Raw genomic sequence first — 25228 nt, 5'->3', positions numbered from 1 at the left:
TCACGGTGCATCCGAATCCACGTGGCCATCGACGCGGCCAGTGCGCGATCGACGCCGGTGACGCGCGCGGCTATCGCGATGGGCAACCCGTCGACTCGGGCTCGCAGAGCCATCGCCTTAGTGTGCAAAGTCGCGAGCGACATCGTAGGCCTCGAAGTAGCGACAGAAGGAATGCCCGGTCAGGACGCGCGCCGCGAGCTGAAATGCGGCACTACGTTGAGTGACCGTGCCTGGCACGGGTTCATTCACCACCTGGCAGACATAGCCGGGTGCCTGGCGTTGTTCGAAGGCGGGGATCGGTTCGTTGAATGGATACCAGACGGTGTACTTCTCTCCCTTGAACGCCGCGTAGCGCATCGTGTAGAGATCGTGGGAACGGCCAAAAAGCCCCTTCATGAATGCAACATTGGCATCCCCATGCTTCCGCGCGGCCCGCCACGCCGTAATTGCGTCAACGAGCATTTCCTTGACCAGCGGCTCCTCGCGAACACGGAAGTTCACCCCAATGTAATCGACAACCCGCGTGCAAGCGTCGTCCAGATCGGGCGAAAGGTTGAAGACCGGCGACAGCTTTGCCGAGAGCTTGTACTCCCTGGCGATTTGTCGGAAAAGACTGACGGACATTGACAATTAACCTTGGATGATAGGAATGCGACCCTGGTGGACAGAGCCACCGGAGATGCGCAGAAAGTACTGCAGATTCGGCAGCATCGTGATGAGCTCCTTCGGGACCAACTGAACCTTCTCGAGCTGTGAGGACCGCGAAACTGATCCGCTGAACTCACCAACGTGAGCCTCGGTGCCAGTGCTGGTGCTGCTAGAGGTGACCAGGTTGCGGATCGCTGTTTCACCGAACTTGTCGGAGATCCACTCTGCCGTGTCGGTGTCTTCCAAGCGTAAGACGATTTGGTTATTGAGATTCGCTAAAACCTGCATCATTTTGGCCACGTTTCCGAGCTTGGATGTGACATCGGAACGGCTTTGGAAGGCGGCGAACACATTGAAGCCTGCACCGCGGCCCTTGTTCAGGATCTGGATCGTCTGTTCGTTGATAGCCTCGGCAATCTCATCGATCATCAGAACCACCTTGGGCGGCTTCTTGTAGAAGTTGTAGATCGCACCCGCCACGGACGCGACATCGGCGAGAATCATCGACATGATGGCCTGAGCGACCATCGAGTTCGCGAGCGAGTCGGCGCCAACGTAAAGGACCGCCTTTTGCTTGATCACCTTGTCGATATCCCAGATCTCACGGTCATCCTCAAAGTCATCAGCCTTGGGCGCCAGCATCAGGCCGGTTTCACCAGTCGCAAGCATCTGCAGCAAGGGCAGGACGGAGGCAATGATCCGGCCGTAGTGGTCTCGATCATGCTGATAGGTGGACACTAGCCCGTCAATGGACTCGTGACCGCGGCCGGCGTTGGCGAACCGCTCAACATACATTTGCACCATTGCGTCGAGCAGGGTACCGCCGGCTCGCTGCCCCACCTTTTGCATGAAGCCATTGGCCTCGTCCTCCCAATCGGCCATCCCGGCCTCAGGGAAGAATCGGCGCAAGCCTCTATCGAGTAGCGCGTTGACGCCGCCCTGCGCATAGCGAAGAATCGAGCGGAGGTTAGGCTTGTCACCCACGTAAAGCTCGCCCTTCACGCTGCGATCCATGAACAAGAACGCAAATTGCCGGAAAGGGCCTTCTTCCATCAACTGCGCGACGCGGCTCGGGATCTCGGACGGTTGCGACCAGTTTTCAAGCGGATTGAGCCGGATCGACTTGGAGGGCTCGGCCTGTTTCCAATAGAGGAACTTGCGACCGACGCGCTCGCATTCGCGCTTCACCCTAGCAATCCATTCCGCATCCGACTTCGGGTCGATGATCACCAGAACGTCGTCAGGGCTGTGAATCACCTGCGTGGAAATGATCTCGAACGTCCGGGTCTTACCCGCGCCGGTCGTGCCAGCAACCAGCGTATGGCCGGGCATGGCCTTGTAGTGAAACGGGACAATTGCCTTCACCGGTTCCATCCCGTGGATCCAAGATTTGCCCTGTGGCAGACGATCGCGAATTGCGTTTCTGGGGGCGAAGACCTGTTCGACACGTGCAGCCACGGCATGGGGAAGCCACCTGGGCAGGCCGGGAATCTCCGTCGACGGCATCCGGAGAACGTCGTACGCGATCTGGCAATGCTTCTGTGTCCATTCGAAGCCCAAACCAAGGTACATCGAATCGATGTCCTCTTTCATTCGGTTGCTGGTGCCGATCAGCTCGCTAATGTGAATGAGGGACAACCACTTCGTTGAGATGGCCATGCGAAATTTCAGCGCAGCCCATACTTGTGCCGAGCGTGCCGTGAGAACCACCGCGCAGAACAGCGCGAAGTACGCGGCGTGCGGCATTCCCGAGAACGGCAGCAGGACCAGGGCCAGCGCCCAGCCGACCGCAGCGCGGAACTCGAAGATCGGGCGGAAGTGACTTACGTAGTGGTCCATCACTGCAGCTCATTAGACGAGGCCGGGCGGGGGGCGATGAGGCTGCCGACCTTGTCGACCAGAAGAATGTCTTGACCGACCTGTTTGAAGAGAAGCTGCTGCTTGCGTAGGTTGTCCAGGAGAGTCTCGGAGGCGATGCCATAGTTGCTGAGCACGCGCTTCGGAATGGCCAGGCGATTGTCCACCCAGGCGACCTTCACTTTGCCGGCGGTGACGTCCTGTGAGAGCGCCCGGAAGAAGTCGCGCATCAGGTTCGACGGTGTCGTGAGTACCGCGGAGAACGGATCGCCGGCGACCTCCTTACGCACGGTGCGCTCACCATCGAGACGCAGCACGCTTGGGCGCTCCGTCTCCGGCAACGTGCTTGTTGCGCCGTTCTCTTGAGGCCGGCCTTGGCCGCCGGCGGGGGCATCGGTCTGGCCAGGCGGATCGCTGGCGGGCGGGGCGACCTCCTTGGTCGCCGGGGCGACTGGTAGAGAAGGCGCAACAGGCGCCACCCCGGTCGACACGATGCCGCTCGCAGAGAGCAAGGCGGCACTCGGCGCCGCCGTCGTATCAGGAGAAAAGGCCGCACGACGCGCCTTGATTTCGAACTGCGTCACTGCGTCGATCGCTTGGCGAGCGACCTTGTGCAGAAGCGTCTCGAGTCCGGTCGGGCGGGGATCTGGGTTAATCGAACCCAGCAGATCCGACATCACAACGCTGTCAAACTGCTCGAGCCGCTCTGCGCCAAGAATATCGCGAGCGAGTAGGGCGGTACGCATGCGCTGAACCGGCTCCGCCGATTCGCGCCGCACCACACGATAGGTGTCCTGTCCGAGCCACGGCCCGAACGCGCCGTGAAACACCGGCACCCATTCCGCGTTGTCCCGATTACGGAAGAACTGGAAGTTGCGGTACGGCTCGTCCAAGCGGGAGCAACATGCTGCGAGGAACAGTGCGTGGAGGTACTGCGGTTCAAGTGCGCGCCGGCGTTCGGACGGTTGATCGGCCCCAAACTTTTGCCCACCGGAAAGACGCATCGCAAAGTAGGCAGCCTCGACCGACGCGCGAAAGGCGCCGCCCGGCTCGGCGTGCTGATCGGGCCGCAACGGCATGGAGGAGAACCAAGCTGCGCAGCACCTCAGTACGGAGAGCCATCGTCGATCGAAGTCCGCTGGATCGGCTTCGTTCGCATACTGGCATACCAGCGTGATGCGATCACGGTGTTGTTCAAGCATTGATGATGGATCGGCCGCGGTGTGCATGCTTATCCTTTGGCGAGCTTTTTGCCCGCCGCCCAGGCACCTCTGCCCGCTCCGCTCGCCATTTTCATGATTGCCGAGCCGCTAAAGCCGCCACCACCGCCCCAGATGGAGCCGGCGATTTTCGGGATCTCAAAGGAGAGGAACAGCAAGAAGAGCGAGATAATCAATGCGTAGACTGCACCGGCAATCGATTGGTTACCGATGTTGTTGAGGTCGACGATAGAGGCTTCGAACGAGGCGGAAACCAGCCGGGTCATGATGTTGGCGACGACGACATACATCGATCCAGTGATCATGTAGTCCAACCAGGAAGAGAAGAACCGCCGGGTGTAGTCCGAGAATCCAAGCGCAACAGCGATCTGTCCCAGAACAATCCCAATGGCAACTTGAATCTCGCCGAGTGCGGTAAAGAACGTGTAGACCACCGACGTTACCGCGCACACCACGAAGGCGAGCATCATCACGAAGAAGGAAAGCGCGACACCAATTTTCTGGTACCAACTTGCTGCATCCATCGCTTTTTGAAACGCGTCCAGGAAGCCGCCGGCAGCCGAGGCAAGAACGAGTCCGGGGTTGGAGGAATTTGTACCGGCTATCTTGTCCGCAAGGAATTGAAACCAGGAAAGAATCCCGGGTCCAAACTGGTCATAGCCGACGTAGATGGCCGCGAAGATGCCGAGAAGCAGTATCGTCTCCAGAAAGCTTGTCCACGCCGCGACCGGATCACTGGTTGCGGCGAATCGCAATGACGCTAACGTGAGCGTGATGATCCCGAGGCCAAAAGCGAGCTTATCCGCTTCGTCTTTCAGGGAGTGGCTGATGGCGACCGCGGCGGTGATGATGCTTGTCTGGACGGACCGAAATTGGGCGAGTGCCTTCTCGATCGCCTCCCCCACCGCACCTTTGGGGCCGCCCAATGCAATACCACCGCTTTCGTTGGAGGGCGGCGCTGGCGAGCTCACGCCCGTCGTCGGAGAGTCGCCCGACGCCTGAGCTAGCGCGGGCCGTACGATCACGAGAGACACAAGGAGCGCCGAGAAGATGCCGGCCAGCAGGTATCGAAAGACTCTCACCGGGATCCTTATTGGTTTCGATAATCGCGGGTGTAGACCGTGCTGCGGATCTGCTGCAATTGCCTGTCCTGTTCCGCGACGATCCCCTTCATTGCCTCTGTCTTTTCGGTTGCCTCCGCATTGGCCTGTTGTTCCTTTGCAGCGTCCGCCTGCGCTCTCGTACTCATGAGCCGCAGGACATCTGAGTTTTGACTCGCCAGGACGTCGAGCATCTGGTTGGTGGTCTGCGCCGTAGCTTGGGCCGTAGGGGTCAGATTGGTCTTCTCCTGAATCTGCTTCCGGCGCTTTGCGAGGGCTTCAGTATTAGAAAAAACCTTGGAGCCCAGATTGAAGAGGTTCTTCGCCGTCTTGTCGCCACTCGCCAGAAGCGACGCTTGATCCTGAAACCACTGAGAAGATGTCTTGCCTGAGGAACTGACCATGCTTTGGACACGGTGCAGATAATCGGCGCTGTCAGACACGCCGCCGTACAGGTCCTTCAGGGCAGCGCCATAGGTCTGCAGGTCGTTGATGTTGTCGGAGATCGACGACGTTTGCTCCGTGAGCGCGTCCGCGTCCAGGCCTGTGGCCTGAAGCAGCTGGTTGGCCATCATCTTGTACTGGTAGATGATGTTCGTGTTCTCGTAGACTTCAGTCTTCACCGACTGAAGGGCGGAGACCGTCGTCTGGGCCAGGTTGGCCACGTCGATCACCGGGAGGCCGGTGGCATTCGCACCGGTTGACGCGGCAATGCTTGCCGCAAGAGTGGCCTTGGCAATCAATTTCTGCATGTTCAGTTCTCCTCAGGCGGAACGCGCGAGCATCTCGCGCACATAGCGGTCTTGCCAATCGGGGGCACCCGTGGCGATGTGTTGGTCGAGAATGTGCTGTGCAACGCCGTCCGAGCGAAGCATCGCTACCATTTCGTCGGAGAACGTGCTCTGCAACATGCGGGTCTGAGAGCGCGTGATCCAAAGGTAGTCCCGATTGGGGACCGCGTCGTTGATCAGCTGGATCTGGTCATCGGTCAGGCCAAACTTGTCCTTGTAGAGACCTTTGCTGGTGTTGGCCTGGTTGTTGGGCAGATAGACCAGATTGCCGATGTTGTCCTTCAGAATTTCAAAGTCTGGAACACGCTCGAGCTGGCGCAGAGACTGCGTTGCCATCCAGATCGCGCCGTTAAGTTTCCGGATCGTGGTGATCCAGATATCGAGACGGCGGTAGAAGCGCGCGTACTGGAAGAAGAACCCAGCCTCTTCCAGCTCGATAATCGTGTACCGGCGCCCATCCATGGACTGGCTGATCCGGTGGAAGGCGTAGTCGACGAAGAGCGCCGCCGCGCGGGGGTACTTCTCGAACAGGTCCCCCATCTCGATCGACAGGTTGTCGCTGACCTCGAACGCGTCATCAGCATGGTCGAAGAAGTTGCCGTACTGACCGCCCTTCAGCCACACCTGCAGGCGCTCACGCAACGTGTCGTGAAGCAACGTCGCAAGAAAGCTGAGCATCCAGCGTTCCCGCGGATAGGTTGCCAGGATCTTCACCGCCTCAAATACATCGGAGGACTGCTGTGGCGTGAGGGAAAAATCATCGTCTTCGAGCGCGAGCGTTACCCATTCGCTGACGTAGGTGAAATTCTTTGGGTCACCCAGGAGAGACAGCGGGTTGATCGGTGTTGAGCTCTGAAACTTGCCCGTCACATCGATGAATTTGCCGCCACTCAGCAACGTCGGAATGCGGGTGGAGCGATCTTTGTCGAAGCGAATGCGGCGCGCGTCATGACGCCCGGCTTGGGACACAAGGAAGTTGAGGAATACGGACTTGCCCGCACCGATTGGCCCGATCACGAAGAGGTGCCCGTTGCCGCCTGGCTGGTGCAAGTCGACGCGCTGCGCCGTGCGATGTCGGGTAGGCAGGCAGGTCAGCGGAGGTACTTCCTTGCCGGCCAATCCCGACAGCCAATGATTCTGCAGTGGCCCGGGCTGGATGGAGCGAACCGGCGCGATATCGGAGATGGCTGGAGTTTCGACAAACTGCAGCCGACGTTGTTTGTCCCAGCGACCCGGCAAGGTGCTGTTCCACGCTGGCATCAAGTTCGTCTTTTCCCGGATCGATCCGAAGCCCGCGTTGGTCAGCGCACCGACCACCTCGCTCGCAGCATCTTCGCACTCGGACTCGCTATGGCCATAGACGATGATCGAGATATTGGCGAAGCCGTGTTGAACATTCGCGGCTGCTAGGCGCTTAAGCGCGACGCCAGCCTCCTTGGCAAGCTCGATCCGACCTTCATCGTTCTCCGGCTCCTCCTTGGCAAAATATTGCTTGAGAATGCCTCGGACGTTGAAGGACGCCATCTTGTAGAATCGACGGACCTTCTCGATGTACGCGGTTGCACGAGCTGTGTCCAGAAACCGAAACATAATGCAGATATCGAGCTCAGCATCGATCTGCATGAGACTGTCTAGAGCGGCCTCCTGGAAGCTCATCCATTCCTTGACGGAGATGATCGCTCCGTAGCGCTTCCCGTGAGCGGATTCGAACAGCAGTCGCTCGGATCCTGATGCCACCTCGGATTCGGTCAGGTGCGTGTCGAGTAGCGTTACCGGATATCGGATCCGGCGGGGCGGCACGCTCGGATTGGCAGTCTGATGCAACGACGCATAACTGTCCTGCATGACCGTCCGCTTCATTCGTAGCCGAGGTACGCCACCGACAAAAGCGTCGAGGATCGACTCGAATCGCTTCACTTCAGTTGCAGCACGTTCGAGATCGAATGCGAACGCGCTGCGAGCGAACAGGGTATCCTTCGTGGCCTCGAAAATTGCGGCATAGATGCTCTTGCCGCCGGTGGTCATGTGGAAGCCGACCTTGTCGAAGAACTTGGCGATGCCGGTTTCCGGCGTATAGGCCAGCGCCAGGGAATGGGTATTCCGGAAGTATTTGCCGGTGGTCATGTGCGCGCGGTTCAGTGCGTCGAGGCGCGCATCGGCGCCTTCGGAGAACTCGCCGCCCACGTAGTCTTTGGCACGCCGGTGTCGAAGCCGCCACCATGCAGTGATCCGATGGTCGAAGCTCTTACACGCCTGGTCGAGTTGATCGCGTGCGGAACTGATATCGCCTGCGTTCGGCGAGTCAGCATCGACCCCCTCAAAATCGTAGGTAGCGAGCAGCGAGCCGTCCTTGTTCAGGATCAGCTCAGGCGTGATCGAGGTCAGCCACGGCACGATCTCATACAGCGGGCGTCGCTTCAGCATGGCAGGTCGCTGTCAAAGCCGTAGGGCCGGCGGAACAGGGAGTGCAACTTGCCATGCCACGGCGTCGATTCATACAGATCGCCATACTGGTTGTAGACGTTGAGCACCTGATTCCACCAAGGGTCGCGTGATGTGAGCCAGGCGAGCAGCCAGTGGGAGAACATGCCGAGCACAACGAAGGCCGTCGGAATCTTCCAGCCGCTTCGGAAGGTGATGTACACCAGCAGCGCAACGATCAGCCAATTCGCGAGGGCCAGGCTCCGAACTGCTCCCCCAATCTGCCGTGGGCGGGAGAGCCCAATGCTGACATGGTGCTCGCGCATGCTAGAACCCCGTGCAGGCGGCACCAATGCCGAACTGCTTCATGATCGACGGCGCCGCAGCCGCGAGGCCGACACCCATGATCAGGACCGACAGAACCTTTATCAGCGTGGATTCGGAGGCAGCGTAAGAAATAAAACCGAAGACCAAGAGGACGAGACCGCCAACGAATAGGTACTTCGTGTTGATAAACGTCGCAAGACCGCAGACGAAGATCCCGAGATTCGAGAAGGCGGCAATCTCTTGGGCGAAAGCGGGGGGAGCGACGGTGAGAAGCGCGGCCAGCAATACGACCGGGGCGGTGTATTCGCGAACGATCGGTGCAGTGCGGTGGAAGGTGCGATTCAGCATGATTTGGTTTCGTGGTCAAAAAACGCGTTGGAGGTCATATCCGTTCTTGCGCGCTCCCTTGATCTCGACGATCTCGGAAACGTGTCTGGTCTCTCCCGTGCGGCGCATGTGCACCACATAGTTGAAACTCTCGGCGATCAGCTTCCGCATGTCGTCGAGTTCCCAGCGGGAGCCTTGGGGGATGCCGAGCATGGCCAAGCTTTCCAGCCGGGCCAGCGCCGCAGGCGCGCTGTTGGCGTGAAGGGACGCCATACCGCCGTCATGTCCGGTATTGAGGGCCTGAAGCAGGTCGAACGCTTCTCCACCGCGGACTTCGCCCACGAGAATCCGGTCAGGCCGAAAGCGCAAGCTCAGCGCGACGAGTTGCTGCGTCGTGACATTCTTGTCGGTGTTCGAAAGCAGCCGGACCGTGTTCGGTACTTGCGGCTTGAGTTCCATCGTGTCTTCGATTGTCACGACCCGCTCGGATGGCGGGATCACTTCGACGAGTGCGTTCAGGAAGGTGGTCTTCCCGGATGAAGTACCGCCGGCGACCAGAACGCTTTTCCGGCGAACTACCAACTGTGTCAGAGCGTCCGCCAACGCTTCGTCTTCGACGACTCCGTTGAAGATAGGCCGATCGGCCTCGGCGCTTCGGGCGTGGCGCAACGAGAAGGCGCCGGCTTGTGCGTAGTCGGCGAGGCTCAGCTTTGTATCCCGATGCCGCCGGATACTCAGCGCGTGGCCGTCGATCGCAGTCGGCTGCATGACCGCGGCGATACGCAAGCCCTTGTGGCCAGCGTTGATGATCCCCTGGGACGTGCCGCGGACGGCGGACTTCTGCACTGACGAGGCCAGGGCGCGCACTGCGCCTTCGACCTTGGCTGGTTCGAGTTCGATATCCAGCCGGAGCAGCTCGCCTCGTCGCTCAATCCATACGCTGCGGTGGTTGTTGATCATGATCTCGGCGACGTCGGGCGCCTCGAAGTGCGGGCGAATGGGAGACAGCGACTCGAAGAACATCGCGACGGCGCTCTCTTCGAGTTGACTCAACTGCAGGAAAGGGTGGTTGGCGGCTACTGGATCCATGCCCGCTATTGTTGGCGGGCTTGATCGCCGCGTGTGGAGCGAAAGCTATGCGATCTTCGTGAGCATTCGGCAAAAATGCGAATGCGCTTTCGCTGTTCCGTTCGACGCCAATATCACGATATTGAGTTGATCTCGGAAAGGCGCACTCAAAATGCCAGCTTTCGGTCAAAAACCCGTTCTTGGCCACGAGACGCCATAGAGAGAGGGTCGAAGAGGTCTTCGCCAGGTAGTCGAACGAGTCGAGGTCAGCGGCCCGAGGGGCGGGCGATGCGCGAGGACCTCATCGAAGGCAGATAGGCGATTTAAAGCGGAATGCTCTCGAAAATCGCATAGCTTTCGACCCTCTGCGTTGGGGCTTTCGCTGTTTCAATTGGCGGCATCCAAGAGGAAGTCGCCGGGCGTCAATAACCCCTCCCTGAAGGGAGGGGCTTGAGGGAGCAATCCCGAGAGCCCGAGATTGACCAGGGCAAGCGGTAACCAGCCCGCTACGTTGTGCAGAAGTGCGCAGACCCACCGCCGAATGCTTCCTCAGTTCGGCGCTCTGGAAGCGATGGCGGCAGACAAGCCACGGGTAGGCACGAAACGGGCTATCGCCGGGAGTCATCCCAATCTGCTGCACAACCTGCCCGAGGGGAGACCTTCCGTGAGGAAGGCGTTACAAGGCCCGTAAGGGCACTTATATAGGAGCCGATCATGTCGGTTTTTGTTCTGGACAAGCATGGCAAGCCGCTCATGCCATGCACCGAGAAGCGCGCTCGATTGCTGCTTGAGCGTCGCCGGGCGCGCGTGCATCGCGTTGTGCCGGCCGTTATCCGTCTGGTTGACCGCACGGTCGATGACTGCGAGTTTCAGCCCCTGCGTATCAAGTTGGACCCAGGCAGCAAGATGACCGGGGGGGCGCTAGTGCGCGATACGGAGCTGGCTTGCTCCGTATCCGGGGAGATCCGACGTGGTGCGGCAGTGTTGAACCTGTTCGAACTCGTGCATCGTGGCGGCCAGATCAGCGAAGGGCTGACGGCTCGCCGTTCCATGCGCCGGCGTCGCCGCGGCGCAAACTTGCGCTATCGGGCGCCGCGTCTCCTGAATCGCACACGCCCTGCGGGCTGGCTCGCGCCATCGCTCCAGCATCGCGTGGACACGACGATGGCATGGGTTCAGCGCATCCGCCGTTGGGCTCCCGTCAATGGCGTCTCGTCTGAGCTGGTGCGCTTTGACATGCAGGCAATGGAAAATCCGGAAATTTCTGGCGTCGAGTACCAACAGGGTACGCTCGCCGGTTACGAGGTGCGCGAATACCTGCTCGAGAAGTGGGGACGCACATGCATCTATTGCGACGCGACGGACCGCCCGCTTCAGATCGAGCACTTGACCGCAACGGCAAATGGCGGCACGAACCGCATCGGCAACCTTGGACTGGCTTGCGGCCCCTGCAACCAGGACAAGGGTGCAAATGACGTACGCGAGTACGTCGACGACCCGAAACGTCTGGCCCGCATACTTGCGGCCGCATCGCGTCCGCTGAAGGATGCCGCTGCCGTCAACGCGACGCGCTGGGCATTGGCGAACGCTTTGCGGGCCACGGGCCTGCCACTTGAACTCGCCTCGGGAGGCCGAACCAAGTTCAACCGGGCCGCGCACACCATTCCAAAGACCCATGCACTGGATGCGGCGTGCGTCGGCGACCTTAACGCCATCACCGGCTGGCAGCGCCCCACTCTTGAAGTGAAAGCGACGGGGCGTGGCAGCTACCAGCGCACGCGGCTGACTGCCTCGGGGTTCCCGCGCGGTTACTTGATGCGCCAGAAGCAGGTTAAGGGATTCCAGACAGGCGACCGGGTGCACGCTGTCGTGCCAAGCGGAAAGAAGGCCGGTACCTATGCGGGCCGCGTTGCAGTACGGGCATCCGGTTCATTCAACATCCAAACGCCGAACGGTGTCGTACAGGGCATCAGTCATCGCCATTGCTCGCTGGTGCAGCGGGCCGATGGATATGGCTACCACTTTCGTTCCAAAGATCGCCTCTACAAAGGAGAAGCGGGAGAAGGGCGTGCTGCGCACGCCGCGCTATCCATCCCCGTCCTGAAGGACGGGGTTTCCCGCGCATCCCGATGAAGCTCTTCTCCAAGAAATCCGATCAGACCAAAGCCGTGGCTGTGGCACCGGGGATGTATGCCGGTGAGAGCCCCGAGAAGCTCATTTTCGACCGGACCACGCGTATCGTCGTTGATCGGAACCACTGGAAGATCGCCACCTTCGTTGCTGCTGTTCTGGCGTTGGCGGCAATCATGACGCGCGAAGCGCCACCGTCGGTCGTAAAGGTGGTTGGCGTGTCGAGCGATGCGACCGGCAAGCCGATCACGCGCGAGCTCGAATCCTACGTGCCGCAGAGTCTGCAACTGCAATGGGCGTTCAAGGACCTGGTGATGCGCATGTACACCATCGAACCGATCCTTACCCCGCAGATCGAGGATTCCCGGATGTCGCGGACCCTGCGGACGGTGCGAGACCAGATGATCGGGTCTGCACGCGACCAGTTTCAGTCATGGGTCGACGACGATGCACCGTTTCGTGCCATCAGCGCCTCGCCGACCCTGGTCCGAGAGCCAAAGGTGACGAACATCGCGGTGCTTCCTGACAACACGGTAGTGGTCGAGTTCATCACCACCACAACGGAAGATGGGTTCAAGCCTCGCCGCCAGCGGTACGCGATCACGTTTCGATACCAGGTGAAGCCACCGCAGAGCGACGCAGCGCTCGGCCCCAACCCGTTCGGCATCTACCCAGTTTTCTTCAGCATTCAAAAGTCTGCCGTCTGACGACGGCTCTGGCCCGCTCGCTATGGAATCTCGTATCACTTCCCGGTTCACCGCCATTGCCCTAGCCCTTGCAGTGGCCATGCTGTTGTCGTCCCCCGAGGGGCATACCGCTGAAAAACCGCAAGCCGGAAAACTGGGGCTGCCTGGTTTGGGCATTGGCAGTCTCAGCGACGCCATGAATCCTGCCAATCCGTTCAACGGCGGGGTGGAGCCGATCGCGTTGCCGGGCGACTCCCGACTTGTGGTTTTTACCTACAACCGCGACCAGATCTTCCGCGTGCTCAGCGCGCCGCTGAAGATGACCACAATCGAGTTCCCGGACGACGAGCAAATCGTGGGCGACCCGGCGTGGGGTGAGAGTGTCCGGTGGGACTACGATACCGACGGTGCAAACCATCTGTATGTAAAACCTCAGGCCCCTGGTTTGGTCAACACCTTGTCGGTGAACACCAACAAGCGTAGCTACGAATTCACGCTGGTCTCGTCCCCCTTGGGCGGCATTTTTTACCAGAAGGTTCGCTTTCGAATTCCGGCCTCGATTTCTGCGAAGGTAAGAGCGCGCAACGAGGGACGATCCGAACGTGCTGAGCAGGCAGAGGTCGAGGGAGGGCCGGATGCGCACGTGGGAGGCGCCGATACCGTTGCAGTCTCTCCGGAGAAGCTCAATTTCGACTACAACATTTCCGGTAGCGCGGATTTCAAACCGGAGACGGTCTTCGACGACGGCAAGTCTGTCTGGCTGCGGATCCCAAATGGCGCCGACTGGCCGGTAGCTCTGATAAAGGACGGTAGCGATTTCGTCGTGGTCAATTTCATCCGTCGCGGCGACTACCTGGTGGTGCAGCGGCTGGCCGCGACCATCGCGCTGCGTTCGGGCGACGCGGAGGTGAAGGTTGAGCGCGGCCGTCGTCGCATCCTGGGGCTGTTCTGATGCGTCGCGACAGGGGCAACCGGGACAAGAACGTCTCCGATGTGAGCGACGCGCAGGAGCGCACCGTCAAGGGCAAGCTGCCGCGCAATATCGTGTATTCACTGGGTGCAGTGGCAGCGGTGCTGGTGGGCGTGCTCGGCTACTTCTATCAGTCGCAGGCCGATGCAAAGCTGGACGCGAAGGCCGAGGAGGATCGCGCGGCTCAGCTCAAGCAACGCGCGGACACTGCCGAGGGCGGACAGTCCCTTGATCGGACCATCCGCGATCAGCAGCAAAAGGCACGCGAAGAAGCGGAGCGGCAGCGGCAACTTGCGGTGAAGCCGGACGCCGGTGGCAAGACACCTGTGATGACGGCGCGCGATCTTGGCGGCCAGGTGGAGAAATCGGGCCCAGATGCGGCCAAGAATGAGCTTGACTCCATCTACACCTCACCGGTTTTCAAGACGGGTAACCGGAAGTCCCAGATCAACCAGGTCAAGGCCCCCTCCGCGGGCCTCGTGGATGTCACGGACCCCGTGCAGATGCGGTTACTGCAGCAGGCGGCGGCCGCGCGCACGGCTGCCGCGACTGCGGCCGCGACGAACGAACCCACGGCCGCGTCCATCTCGAGCGACAAGCAGTTTCTGAAAGACGCGGCGGCAGCGTCCACGCAGCGGACGAGCTTTGATGGCAAGTTGCCCAAGTGCACCCTCAGTCGCGGGTTCGTCATCCCGGCCAACTTCGTTGGGGGCATGAATTCGGACAAGCCGGGCGAGTTTCGCGCGACGGTAACGCAGGATGTGTACGACACGGTGAAGGGGGACTGCAGAGTCATCCCTGCCGGCTCGACGCTGGTCGGCGTCTACAACAGCGATATCGCAGTCGGGCAAGAGCGGCTTCTCGCGGCGTTCATCCGAATGCAGCTCCCGAACAAGAAGACCGTACCGCTGCTCGGCATGCAGGGCGCTGATCCGAATGGTTATGCGGGCATCAGCGGCGACGTCAATAGCCATTTCTGGAAGATCTTCGGGGGAGCGCTTGTCATTGGCGCGTTGCAGCTTCGCTTCAACGACACCCCCACGGCCACCACGTTCGGCGCCGGCGGGGTGACGGCATATAGCAACGCAGCCGGGCAGGTGGCCACGCAGACGGCCCAAACGATTCTGAATCGCAATCAGGGGATTCGGCCGACCATCACTACGAAACCGGGCCAGAAGATGATGGTCCAGGTCAATCACGACATGGTGCTGGAGCCATATCGTGATTAAGTACATTCGCTCCTCTCTCTCGGTGCTTGCTCTTGGCGCCGCCTGCGCGCACGCGGCGACGATCGAGGCAGTCATTAGCCCGAACGCAATCGTGGTCCGTGCCGACGGCCAGCCACGGGTGCACACGATCGAAGGCCGCCCAGTCCTGTACTGCGGGCTGGACGCATTTCTCGGCTGGTCGGCGAAGTTGATCGGGGCGCAGATCGGGCCTGGTGGCGCCGCCGGCGCAGAGGTCACGCTCGGCGGCACGAAGCAGCCGATCGCAACGCTGCTTGCCCGCGAAGGCTGGTTGCGGCCGGCCGCGCTGGTCGAAGCAGCTCAGGCCGCGATGACGGAGCGACAGGGCGGATGGGCCTGCGCACCGAAGACGGAAGCGTTTTCGCAGATGAGCGAGCGGATCGATCCCAAGATACTAGCCGGCATCGCGATGAACGAGTCAGCGTATCGCGGCAGGCCGTGGCCGTGGACGCTCAACGTTGCTGGTCGCGGGATGTTCTTTGCTACGCGTGAGGACGCCTATGCGGCGATCCAACAACTCATTTCTGCACAACGGTGCGATTTCGATGTCGGTCTCATGCAGGTCAACTGGTGCTACCACGGCCGGCGCTTCGAGTCGGCCTGGGCCGCCCTCGCGCCGGCGACGAACATCCGCGTCGCGGAAAGCATTTTGGCAGAGAACCTGCAGCGTAGCGGCTCTTCGGTCAAGGCCGTGGCCTGGTACCACAGTGCCGACCCCGCGCGCGGCGGCCCGTACTTCCAGCGCTTCATGAATCATCTCTCGCAGTTGGAATCAAAAAAATGATCAAACGGCTCCTCCTCTCCGCGCTGGTGTTGGCAGCGAGCGGAACCGCGCTCGCGGCAGATACGGACCCGCTCGATTTCGACTATCAGGTGGTCGCGCGGGCGGTGGACCGGCCGGCGCTGATCTTCAATGACGGTTCGGCAACCTATATCCAGCCGCGTTCCGGCCAGCAGGTCCAGGCCGAAGGCGCACAGCAGAACGGCCCGTATTGGGTAGTGGACGGTGTGCCGGACGTGGTGCGATACACCGTCAGCGGGCAATTGGTCGTTGCCCGGTGGAAGCGGGCCAACGGTTTCACGTCGGAGCCTGCCAATTCGGTCGGGGACCTTCCGAGTTCCTTGGCGGCTATCTCGGGGCGCATCGCCCTGATCGGGAGCTACACGAACCTTCCGCTGGTGAGGCCTGGCCGTTCGGCGCTGCCGCTGGCGCAGATGGTCCGGACCATCGCGCCGACCGGTTGGAGCGGCACCGCACAGAAGGATATCGCACTGACCGACGACGTGAGTATCGACACGCACGGCGGCGAAAACTGGCTTCAGGTGTTGGGTCGGGTGCTTGAGCAGCGCAATCTGTACGCCGAGGTCGATTTCGGGCGGAGAAACATTGCGCTGCGCGGCACGCCGCCCAAGGGCTTCGCGGTAGAGGGCGTCGCCCGCGGCTCCGCGCCGGTGGCGGGACGGCTGGAAGTGGCAGCGCCGGCGCAGGTGAAGGAAGACGCTGCGGGCCCGGCGATTGCGTCCGTCGGAAGTGCTCTTCCTGAGGGCCCGTCTCTGGCGAGCGCGTTCGACGCCATGGCGATCCGGGATGCGAAGAACGGAAAGATCGAAATCCGCTTTGACGAACAGCCGAAGGGCCTCGTAGTGCGGGATGTTGGCGGCAAGGTGCTCGATCTGGACTGGAACGATGCCGAGAGAGTACTCAGCTTCGCCACTGTCGATCAGTTCAGTGTGACCGGCGGTGGCAAGTCCGTCGAAGTCGCGCGCGTTCCCGGTATCGCCTATCTGTTTCCAACGGAGAACGGTGCCGGCCTCGAGCGCATCTTCGAGAAGGACGGCGCAACGTACCTGAGCTTTGCGAAGTCGATGGCGAGCATCTCGGTGTTCGGCGAAAGCCGGGAGGGTCGTGGCGAGCAAAAGGACCGCTTCTACAGGTTCAACGGGATCTCGGATCACCTCACGGTCATCGCTGACGGCAATGTAGTCCAGGTCGATCGCGTGCCGGAAGTGCGCTTCTACGAGCGAGCAGCGGCCCGATGACGCGCGTCCAATCCGTTCTGAGCGCGGCGGTCATCGTGCTTGCCCCTGCAGCGCATGCCGATTGTCTAGACGACGCCGCGCAATACCAGCAGTTGAGCCCGGTCCTGCTGCGTGCGATCGCGCAGCACGAGTCCGGCATGCGAGCGAGTGCAGTGAATCGCAATGCCAATGGCACCGAGGACATCGGCCTCATGCAAATCAATTCGGTCCACCTGCCGAGGCTGGCCCGTTATGGCATCACGCGCCAGTCGCTCTTTGACCCATGCGTGAACGCCTATGTCGGCGCGTGGGTGCTACGAGATTGCCTTGACCGGAATGGTGCGACCTGGACCGCCGTGGGTTGTTACAACGCTGGCGCGCCCGAAAAAAGGCTGAGATACGCCACTCTCATCTACCAAGTGCTGCTGCGCACGCAGACCCGATAACCGAAGGAACGCAACCATGTCTCAGTATTCTCGCCATCCCCGGCTCGGCCGGATTCTGGCCACCGTCGGGGTGATCGCCGCCAGCGCGTGTGCAAATGCCGCAGTGGTGGCCTCGCCGTTCGGCGTCGAGCCTGTCGGCAGCTTCGAGCCTACTAAGCCACTCTCGGGTTCTGGCTGGCAGCCGCTGGCCAGCGTGACGAAGCGCAGCGTGCCTGCTCCTGCAGTGTCGGTGCCGGTTGCTCCTACCGTAGTGGCGCCCAGCACCGTGCCGGTAGCGGCGGTGTCCCTCATCGACTCGAAGAGCGATATCGTGCCGGCTGCCGTGCCCGGTCCCATTGCAACGGTGCCTAGCGAGCCGGCCGCGCCGACGAGCTGGGTGGTGTCCCCGGGCGACGGCACGTTCCGCCAGGTCATCGAAGGATGGGCACCGCGCGCCGGTTGGACGTTGGCGCCGTGGGAGTTGGACAGCGATGTCCCCGTGGAGGGAGCCGACAGCTTCGACGGTGACTTCAAGGCAGCCGTGCGCCATCTGCTCGCTTCGACGGAACTGACCGACTTCGCTCTGCAGCCGTGCTTCTACTCGAACAAGCGCGTGCGGGTGGTCAAGGCCACCACGAAGTGCGACCCGAGCCAATAACCGGATCTCAACTCGAAATGACACTAAAAACTCTCGCGCGTCCCGTCGCTGGCGCGCTGCTGACCACGATGATCCTCTCGGGCTGCGTTTCGCCGCAACTGCTCGAAGGCAACCAGAAGGCCGTCGATACCCTGCAGGCCAGTTCGGACCAGATGACCGATTCGCTGTACGCGCGCATGCGCAGGGACCGCGCCGCGATCGAGCGCGCGCAAGAGGTGGACAAGCCCTTCCTGGCCGGCCGCGCGGTGCCCACTTCGAGGAATGTGACGCTCCCGCTCGCGCTGCGCAAGGATGTCGACACCTTGATCGTCTTCCCGGACCGGTCCATGCCGCTGGCGGTGGCCGGTCAGCGTATCACCATGGCCACCGGCATTCCGGTCAAGATCGAAAACGATGTGTACCTTCCTCCGGCTGCGCTCATGCCGCGCGGCGCAGCCGCGGCGACTGCGAACAGCCGGACGGCCAATGGTAGTTCGCCGAGCATGGCACCGACGATCGGCCCGGCGCCGACGCTAGGCGGCCCGCTTCCGGCCGGACTCGCTAGCGCCGCCGGCGGGACCGCGAACCAGGCTGTTCCGCTCGTTGAAACCGCCCTGAATGTCGAGTTCAAGCAAAGCGAGAAGATGCCGCTGGCCACGATGCTCGACCTCATCGCCACGCGGCTGTCGATCAACTGGGAATATGTGCCGAGCAAGAGCGTCATCCGCTTCTACCGCCTCTCCACCAAGATGTGGCAACTGCCCATCCGCCCGGGGAAGAGTTCGTTCACGACAGAGTTCCGTCAAACCACCCAAGCCAACGGCACCAGTGGCAGCGCGGCCGGGCAGGCCGTCCAGATCGATACGGCGACCAAGGCAGAGGCAAAGGATCTGGACGACTTCGAGAACATCGGAAAGAGCATCGAGCCGGTGCTGACTGTGTCCGGCTCTATGTCGATCAATCCGTCGACGGGCTTGCTGGCCCTGACCGACACGAAGGAAGCCGTGGATAGGGCGGACGAGATCGTCCGCAAACAGATTGCAATCTATTCGCGCATGGTCTACGCGAAATTCCAGACGGTGGACTTCACGATCACCGACAGCGGGCAGGCAGGAGCGGACTGGAACGTCCTGCTGACCAAGGCGCTGCAACACGTCCCGGGCTTTTCGCTGACCGCACTGTCGCCGACATCTCTGGTCGGCGCCGATGCCGGGAGCGTGGGCATGTCCATTACGTCTGGCGGCTTCAATGGGACGCAGGCGATCATCAACGCGCTCAAACAGTACGGGACTGCGACCACGTCGACGACGGTGCCGATTGCAATGCGCAACCGCCACGGCGCGCAGTACAACACGCGGCGTCAGTTTACGTACGTGTCGAACACCACTCCTGCAGCATCGACGGTGGGCGGCACTGGCGGAACCCCGGGGATCACAACGTCGACAGGAACGGTCGGCTTCAAGTTGGCTTTGTTCCCCGATGCCACCTCTCGCGATGACGTAAATATGACCATCGCGTTCGACAAATCGGACCTCGATGGTCCAATCCAGTCCAGGACCTCGGGCACTGGCGCGTTTCAGCAAACGGTCGAGGTTCCGAAGATCGCCGGTAATGGTATCAACGGGCAGGAAGTGACGGTCCGGAACGGTCAGACCGTGATCGTGACGGCGTTCGACCAGAACGACACCTCCACGACGCACCGTACGTTGGCCGAACACCTGCCGTTGCTGGCCGGCGGCAGTCTGGCTGCAACGCGCTCGCGCACCTTCACGCTGGTGCTGCTGACCGTGATGGTGCAGGACCAGGGAGCACTGGGACAATGATCCTCGACATCCACGGCAAAAAGGTTGCCTTCGGGATGCAATGGCGGACGCTGACCGGCAGCGACGCGCCGGCAGCGCTTTCTGCTCGCGTCGCGAAGGAAGTCCGCGCCACCCGGATCTGGCACGAAGAGTCGGCCTTGCACATGGGCTATCTCGGGCCTGCCGATGCCCAGGTGAAGCTCAAGGACAAGCTGTACTCGGCGGCGGCCGCGCTCGCGCGCATTCCCCAACTGTCCCCGAATGCCTTGTTCGTGTTCCACCTGCAGGCACACGGAACTCACGTCGGGTACTTGGTCTGTGGGATCGTGAAGGGCCGGCCACGGGTAGGCTTTGACCAGGTGATCAGCGACGAGCGGGAACTGGCGGCGCTGGTGGTGGATTTTGTCTCGAAGTGCGACGGCCAATTCAAGCTGGCGGGCAATGCTCCCGAGATTCAGGGGCTATTCCCGCCCGATACGCGCGCTGTCCACGTGCCGTTCACGCTCGAGCAGATCGCGGAGGGCCTGGGTCCACACGCCCTCCTGAAGAGGCCGAGCGCCATCACGCAGCGCAAGCAGACCATCGTGCTTGGCGTGCTCGCCGTGCTTGGTATCGTCGGTTGGCAGTACAGCGCGCAGGCCTATCGCGCCTATCAGGCAAAGATGCACCCGCCTCCGCCGCAGAAGTCTCCGGCCGAACTCTACGCGGAGGACATAGCCTCCCGTGCAAGCGTGCCGGTCGCGCTCGCGTCCACCGCAGTCCCTCGTTTCATGGCCTGGTTCACGAGCGCGGTACCGCTGCAGATCGGTGGGTGGACGCTCAAGACAGTGGCCTGCGACCGGGTCGTCACGCCGAGGACTGCTTGCACGCTGGTCTACGAGGTCAAGGCCACGACCAAGGGCGCGACCAATATGACTTTTCTGGCTGCGTTGCCGGATGACATGGCCAACCCGATCTTCCGCAACGAGGACAAGGAAGTGGTGGTGCAGGGCGGTTTCGACGTGGGTCCGGAGATACGACTGACGGCGCTGCTGGTTCAACCGCCCAAGCCGATGGCCTTGCGTGCGGGATTCGGCTCGACGCTGCAGACGCTGCGCCCGGTCGCCGGCAAGGCTGTGCTGGGAGATGCGGCCCTGTTCGGCGTCATTCCCGCCGGTTCCATTGGGGTCGAGCATGCCTACCGGACCGCTTCGTGGCAACTGGAAGGGCCGATGCGCAACGCGACCGAAATCGTGGCGTTCCCACGCACCGTCACGCTCGACAAGATCGCGGTCACCGTCGATCTGGACGCGCAGCCTGCCCTCAAGCAATCCAAGTTCATGCTCGCGCTCAACGGCACGGCCTACGCGCAAGACTGACGACTGAGGAAACATTCGTCAATAACCCCTCCCTGAAGGGAGGGGCTTGAGGGAGCGATCCCAAGAGCCCGAGATTGACCAGGGCAAGCGGTAACCAGCCCGCTACGTTGTGCAGAAGTGCGCAGACCCACCGCCGAATGCTTCCTCAGTTCGGCGCTCTGGAAGCGATGGCGGCAGACAAGCCACGGGTAGGCACGAAACGGGCTATCGCCGGGAGTCATCCCAATCTGCTGCACAACCTGCCCGAGGGGAGACCTTCCGTGAGGAAGGCGTTACAAGGCCCGTAAGGGCACTTATATAGGAGCCGATCATGTCGGTTTTTGTTCTGGACAAGCATGGCAAGCCGCTCATGCCATGCACCGAGAAGCGCGCTCGATTGCTGCTTGAGCGTCGCCGGGCGCGCGTGCATCGCGTTGTGCCGGCCGTTATCCGTCTGGTTGACCGCACGGTCGATGACTGCGAGTTTCAGCCCCTGCGTATCAAGTTGGACCCAGGCAGCAAGATGACCGGGGGGGCGCTAGTGCGCGATACGGAGCTGGCTTGCTCCGTATCCGGGGAGATCCGACGTGGTGCGGCAGTGTTGAACCTGTTCGAACTCGTGCATCGTGGCGGCCAGATCAGCGAAGGGCTGACGGCTCGCCGCTCCATGCGCCGGCGTCGCCGCAGCGCGAACCTGCGCTATCGGGCGCCGCGCTTCCTGAATCGTACGCGCCCGGCAGGCTGGCTCGCGCCATCGCTCCAGCATCGCGTGGACACGACGATGGCATGGGTCCAGCGCATCCGCCGTTGGGCTCCCGTCAATGGCGTCTCGTCTGAGCTGGTGCGCTTTGACATGCAGGCAATGGAAAATCCGGAAATTTCTGGCGTCGAGTACCAACAGGGTACGCTCGCCGGTTACGAGGTGCGCGAATACCTGCTCGAAAAATGGAGGCGCACATGCATCTATTGCGACGCGACGGACCGCCCGCTTCAGATCGAGCACTTGACTGCGAGGGCAAAAGGCGGCACGAACCGCATCGGCAACCTTGGACTGGCTTGCGGCCCCTGCAACCAGGACAAGGGTGCAAAGGACATTCGTCAGTACGTCGACGACCCGAAACGTCTGGCCCGGATACTTGCGACCGCATCGCGTCCACTGACGGATGCCGCTGCCGTCAACGCGACGCGCTGGGCATTGGCGAACGCTTTGCGGGCCACGGGCCTGCCCCTTGAACTCGCCTCGGGAGGCCGAACCAAGTTCAACCGGGCCGCGTACACCATTCCAAAGACCCATGCACTGGATGCGGCGTGCGTCGGCGACGTCAACGCCATCACCGGCTGGCAGCGACCCACTCTTGAAGTGAAAGCGACGGGGCGTGGCAGCTACCAGCGCACGCGGCTGACTGCCTCGGGGTTCCCGCGCGGTTACTTGATGCGCCAGAAGCAGGTTAAGGGATTCCAAACAGGCGACCGAGTGCACGCTGTCGTGCCAAGCGGAAAGAAGGCCGGTACCTATGCGGGCCGCGTTGCAGTACGGGCATCAGGTTCATTCAACATCCAAACGCCGAATGGTGTCGTACAGGGCATCAGTCATCGCCATTGCTCGCTGGTGCAGCGGGCCGATGGATATGGCTACCACTTTCGAACCAAAGATAGCATCTACAAAGGAGAAGCGGGAGAAGGGCGTGCTGCGCACGCCGCGCTATCCATCCCCGTCCTGAAGGACGGGGTTTCCCGCGCATCCCGATGAAACGAACCTTGATCACCTTCGCGGCGCTCGCGCTGGCCAGTTCCTTCGGTGCACGAGCCGAGGAGGCGAAGCCGACGACCGAGACGCAGCGCCTGATCGCCAAGGATGCGCAATTGGCTGAGCAGCAGCTCGATCAGGAACTCGCCAAGGGCGCGCCGCCGCCCATCGTATCGGCCGCTCCTGCCGGCGCAGTCGCCGCTGTGCCCAAAGACCGGGGCCCTCAGACCGTGGCCGTTTATGGGGTGGACGCGTCCGCGCTCGGCATTCGCAAGGAATTGCGCGGCTATGTGCGCTGGCAGGGGCAACTGTATCCCGCCAAGGTGGGCGCCACGATCCGCGGGTACACGGTGGCGTCCGTGACGGAAAAGGGCACAACGCTCACGCGCGGAAAGGCCAAGCTGGTCGCCAACTTGGTGGAGGAGGACCTGACTGCGCTCCCGGGCCAACTGGTGGACCCCGAGCCGACGGTATCTCGTAAGGTCGATCCGGTGCCCGCGGGCGTTGGCGCGGGGATCGCGCCGACGGCACCGCAGCCGCAGCCCGGGATGCCGTTGCGGGCGCCGACGATGCCCGCGATGCAGCCAGCGCCGTTGCCTGTGGCAGCGTCCGCCACGGCCAAGAGCTGACGCAACATGCGATTCTTCTCCAAACGCGACACGGCGGCTCACAGCGTTCCCACAACGGGTGGTGTGACAGTGCTGTCGGGCGCAACGCCAGCGCTGGTGCAGACTGCACCGGCCGCTCCGCACGCTCATGCGACGTTACTTGGCGCAGCAGCTGCACCGGCTGACGGCGAAGAGATCCGAACCGTCGATGACCTGCCACAGTTCGTGCGGCCGCTATATGACGACCTTCGGATGTCTCCGTCATTGCGCCATGAGATTTGCCCGGTGCTGGTTAGCGAACCGAAGAGCGCCGGCGGCACAGAGCGCGGCGAATACGCACTGATTCTCACCCGCGAGATGCTCAGTTCGGACTTCACCGAAGAGATCCAACGCCAACTGCGCCTGCGCTATGACGCTGCCGCGAAGTGCGTCCACGTGGCAGCCGCGCAGGTCATGGTGACGCTTTCGCGTGGCAGTTTCGATTCGAGCGCCGGGCGGGAGGAGATTGCCGGCGGGATGGGTCGGCGGAGTGGAAGCGCCTTGTGGCAGAACTTCGAGTCCGCGATTCGGTTTGCTTTGACCGAAAACGCGTCGGACCTGCATTGGGAGGTGGCTGACCACGGTGGCATGTCGCAGATCCGCTTTGCGATCGACGGCCATCTGGTTGCCCCGCCCGAATTCCGAATGGAAACCGGCGTGCTGCTCGATACATTGGCTCATGTCTGGCAGAAAGGAAAGGGCGGATCGCAGGGCGTATTCAGTCGGGTGTTGCCGCAACAGACCAGCATTCGTGCCCGCGTCGACGACCAGGCGGTGGTGTTGCGCTGGGCGTCGATGCAGAGCGCCACCGGCCACGTGACGGTTATGCGTTTGCACCGCGAGGAGGTCGAAGACAGGACGGTCGATTTTGTGAAGGATCTGGGCTATTTCCCGAGCCAGGCGCAGATCATCGACCGCACTACGCTCCAGTTGGGCGGTGGCACCGTCTTCGTCGGGGTGGTTGGCTCTGGCAAGACCACGTCTGCACATGCCGTGATGCAGAAGTTGCCCGACTGGATGCACAAGATGGCGGTCGAAGACCCCGTTGAGCTGCTCGCGCGCGGCACGCATCATTTCTCGATCGCGCGGACACTGGATGGCGCGAATCGCGACGAAGACCCCTTCATCGCGGTCAAGCGTCAGATCAAGCGGATGAACCCGCATTTCGTGTCGATCGGTGAGGTGCGCGATCACGAGTCGGCGGGCCTCTTCCGTGACGTCGCTGGCGCGGGCCTGCGAGCGTTGACGACGGTGCACGCGCCGAGTGCACTGCAGGCGCCGGACCGTCTCTCGGATGGGGAACTGCAAATCCCGCGCAGCGTACTGGCCACGCCGGGCTTCGTGAACCTCTACGTCTACCAGGCACTCGTTCCCAAGACCTGCTCGTGCGGCCATCAGGGCGACGAGATGAAGCAGATTCTCGGCGCGGAGAAGCTGAAGCAGATAGAGCGGCTCTTCCAGTTCGACGTCGACGGCATGCGGGTTCGCAACATGGAAGGGTGCCCCCTGTGCCGCCGCCCCAATCTGCCGATGCTCAATGGCATCCGCGGTCGCACCGTGGCCGCCGAGATGTTCGAGCCAGACGAACAGGATCTCGCATACATCCGCGACGCGCGAAACCTGGAGCTCGCCGCCTACCAGCGCAGCAAGAGAGTGCTCGGATTCGACCAGCCCGACAGCACCGGCAAATCTTGCTTCGAGGTCGCGATGTACAACGTGTTCACCGGCGTCGTCGATCCGCGCGAGGCGGAGCGCCTGTGCTCGATGGATGCCTACGAGGCAAAGCTTGCGCGTCGCAAGATGCGCCACGATGGAGCGTGAC

The 25228-nt window shown here is 61.8% G+C and carries 22 protein-coding genes; 13 read left to right on the top strand and 9 right to left on the bottom strand.

Annotation, left to right across the window (positions count from 1 at the left end; translation table 11 throughout):
- Window positions 1–117 precede the first annotated feature (117 nt).
- From KF708C_RS28360 to KF708C_RS28320, 9 genes are read right to left on the bottom strand one after another with little or no spacing between them, the layout of a single operon-like run.
- Window positions 118–624, bottom strand: coding sequence for a hypothetical protein (locus KF708C_RS28360; protein ID WP_059414658.1), 507 nt, complete (start codon window positions 622–624; stop codon window positions 118–120).
- A 6-nt stretch (window positions 625–630) separates the two neighbouring features.
- Entirely contained in the window at window positions 631–2487 is a 1857-nt protein-coding gene (traD, locus tag KF708C_RS28355) for a conjugative transfer system coupling protein TraD (RefSeq protein ID WP_059414589.1), read from the bottom strand.
- Window positions 2487–3734, bottom strand: a complete 1248-nt coding sequence (locus KF708C_RS28350; protein ID WP_059414587.1) for a TraI domain-containing protein — start codon at window positions 3732–3734, stop codon at window positions 2487–2489. The genes traD and KF708C_RS28350 overlap by 1 nt, the downstream gene beginning before the upstream one ends.
- A 2-nt stretch (window positions 3735–3736) precedes the next feature.
- Complete coding sequence (locus tag KF708C_RS28345) at window positions 3737–4807, bottom strand: type IV secretion system protein (protein WP_063923078.1); 1071 nt, start codon at window positions 4805–4807, stop codon at window positions 3737–3739.
- An 8-nt stretch (window positions 4808–4815) separates the two neighbouring features.
- On the bottom strand, window positions 4816–5577 hold the full coding sequence (locus KF708C_RS28340; RefSeq protein ID WP_059414585.1) for a hypothetical protein: 762 nt from the start codon (window positions 5575–5577) through the stop codon (window positions 4816–4818).
- A gap of 12 nt (window positions 5578–5589) precedes the next feature.
- Window positions 5590–8040 (bottom strand): VirB4 family type IV secretion system protein, encoded by a 2451-nt coding sequence (locus KF708C_RS28335; RefSeq protein ID WP_059414583.1) that lies wholly within the window; start codon window positions 8038–8040, stop codon window positions 5590–5592.
- Window positions 8034–8363, bottom strand: a complete 330-nt coding sequence (locus KF708C_RS28330; RefSeq protein ID WP_059414581.1) for a VirB3 family type IV secretion system protein — start codon at window positions 8361–8363, stop codon at window positions 8034–8036. Before KF708C_RS28330 ends, KF708C_RS28335 begins: the two co-directional genes overlap by 7 nt.
- Window position 8364: 1 nt before the next feature.
- Window positions 8365–8712: a hypothetical protein gene (locus KF708C_RS28325; protein WP_059414579.1), complete on the bottom strand. Its 348-nt coding sequence runs from the start codon at window positions 8710–8712 to the stop codon at window positions 8365–8367.
- 15 nt (window positions 8713–8727) lie between these two features.
- Window positions 8728–9780, bottom strand: a complete 1053-nt coding sequence (locus KF708C_RS28320) for a CpaF family protein (RefSeq protein ID WP_059414576.1) — start codon at window positions 9778–9780, stop codon at window positions 8728–8730.
- A gap of 693 nt (window positions 9781–10473) precedes the next feature.
- Here KF708C_RS28320 and iscB (KF708C_RS35125) point away from each other — a divergent pair.
- The 13 genes from iscB (KF708C_RS35125) to KF708C_RS28265 all read left to right on the top strand — a co-directional run bounded on the left by iscB (KF708C_RS35125) (window position 10474) and on the right by KF708C_RS28265 (window position 25227).
- The gene (gene iscB, locus KF708C_RS35125) at window positions 10474–11892 is read left to right on the top strand and encodes an RNA-guided endonuclease IscB (RefSeq protein ID WP_082080039.1); all 1419 of its coding nucleotides are present in this window, start codon (window positions 10474–10476) and stop codon (window positions 11890–11892) included.
- On the top strand, window positions 11889–12596 hold the full coding sequence (locus KF708C_RS28315; RefSeq protein WP_059414574.1) for a type IV secretion system protein: 708 nt from the start codon (window positions 11889–11891) through the stop codon (window positions 12594–12596). Before iscB (KF708C_RS35125) ends, KF708C_RS28315 begins: the two co-directional genes overlap by 4 nt.
- 22 nt (window positions 12597–12618) lie before the next feature.
- Complete coding sequence (locus KF708C_RS28310) at window positions 12619–13527, top strand: TrbG/VirB9 family P-type conjugative transfer protein (protein WP_059414571.1); 909 nt, start codon at window positions 12619–12621, stop codon at window positions 13525–13527.
- The gene (locus KF708C_RS28305) at window positions 13527–14774 is read left to right on the top strand and encodes a TrbI/VirB10 family protein (RefSeq protein WP_059414565.1); all 1248 of its coding nucleotides are present in this window, start codon (window positions 13527–13529) and stop codon (window positions 14772–14774) included. The genes KF708C_RS28310 and KF708C_RS28305 overlap by 1 nt, the downstream gene beginning before the upstream one ends.
- Complete coding sequence (locus KF708C_RS28300) at window positions 14767–15576, top strand: transglycosylase SLT domain-containing protein (protein ID WP_059414560.1); 810 nt, start codon at window positions 14767–14769, stop codon at window positions 15574–15576. Before KF708C_RS28305 ends, KF708C_RS28300 begins: the two co-directional genes overlap by 8 nt.
- Window positions 15573–16832: a hypothetical protein gene (locus KF708C_RS28295; protein WP_059414556.1), complete on the top strand. Its 1260-nt coding sequence runs from the start codon at window positions 15573–15575 to the stop codon at window positions 16830–16832. Before KF708C_RS28300 ends, KF708C_RS28295 begins: the two co-directional genes overlap by 4 nt.
- Window positions 16829–17257 (top strand): lytic transglycosylase domain-containing protein, encoded by a 429-nt coding sequence (locus KF708C_RS28290; RefSeq protein ID WP_059414553.1) that lies wholly within the window; start codon window positions 16829–16831, stop codon window positions 17255–17257. Before KF708C_RS28295 ends, KF708C_RS28290 begins: the two co-directional genes overlap by 4 nt.
- A gap of 16 nt (window positions 17258–17273) precedes the next feature.
- Window positions 17274–17894 (top strand): toxin co-regulated pilus biosynthesis Q family protein, encoded by a 621-nt coding sequence (locus tag KF708C_RS28285; RefSeq protein ID WP_059414551.1) that lies wholly within the window; start codon window positions 17274–17276, stop codon window positions 17892–17894.
- A gap of 17 nt (window positions 17895–17911) precedes the next feature.
- Complete coding sequence (locus KF708C_RS28280; RefSeq protein ID WP_059414550.1) at window positions 17912–19696, top strand: protein PilN; 1785 nt, start codon at window positions 17912–17914, stop codon at window positions 19694–19696.
- The gene (locus KF708C_RS28275) at window positions 19693–21033 is read left to right on the top strand and encodes a type 4b pilus protein PilO2 (protein ID WP_059414547.1); all 1341 of its coding nucleotides are present in this window, start codon (window positions 19693–19695) and stop codon (window positions 21031–21033) included. The genes KF708C_RS28280 and KF708C_RS28275 overlap by 4 nt, the downstream gene beginning before the upstream one ends.
- Before the next feature lie 310 nt (window positions 21034–21343).
- Complete coding sequence (iscB, locus tag KF708C_RS35120) at window positions 21344–22762, top strand: RNA-guided endonuclease IscB (RefSeq protein ID WP_082080036.1); 1419 nt, start codon at window positions 21344–21346, stop codon at window positions 22760–22762.
- On the top strand, window positions 22759–23388 hold the full coding sequence (locus KF708C_RS28270; RefSeq protein ID WP_063923077.1) for a hypothetical protein: 630 nt from the start codon (window positions 22759–22761) through the stop codon (window positions 23386–23388). The genes iscB (KF708C_RS35120) and KF708C_RS28270 overlap by 4 nt, the downstream gene beginning before the upstream one ends.
- Before the next feature lie 6 nt (window positions 23389–23394).
- On the top strand, window positions 23395–25227 hold the full coding sequence (locus KF708C_RS28265; RefSeq protein WP_059414543.1) for an ATPase, T2SS/T4P/T4SS family: 1833 nt from the start codon (window positions 23395–23397) through the stop codon (window positions 25225–25227).
- Window position 25228 lies beyond the last annotated feature (1 nt).

Origin of the sequence: Cupriavidus basilensis (assembly GCF_000876015.1) — a bacterium.
Classification (GTDB): domain Bacteria; phylum Pseudomonadota; class Gammaproteobacteria; order Burkholderiales; family Burkholderiaceae; genus Cupriavidus; species Cupriavidus basilensis_B.
This window is presented reverse-complemented; position numbering and strand designations above follow the sequence as displayed.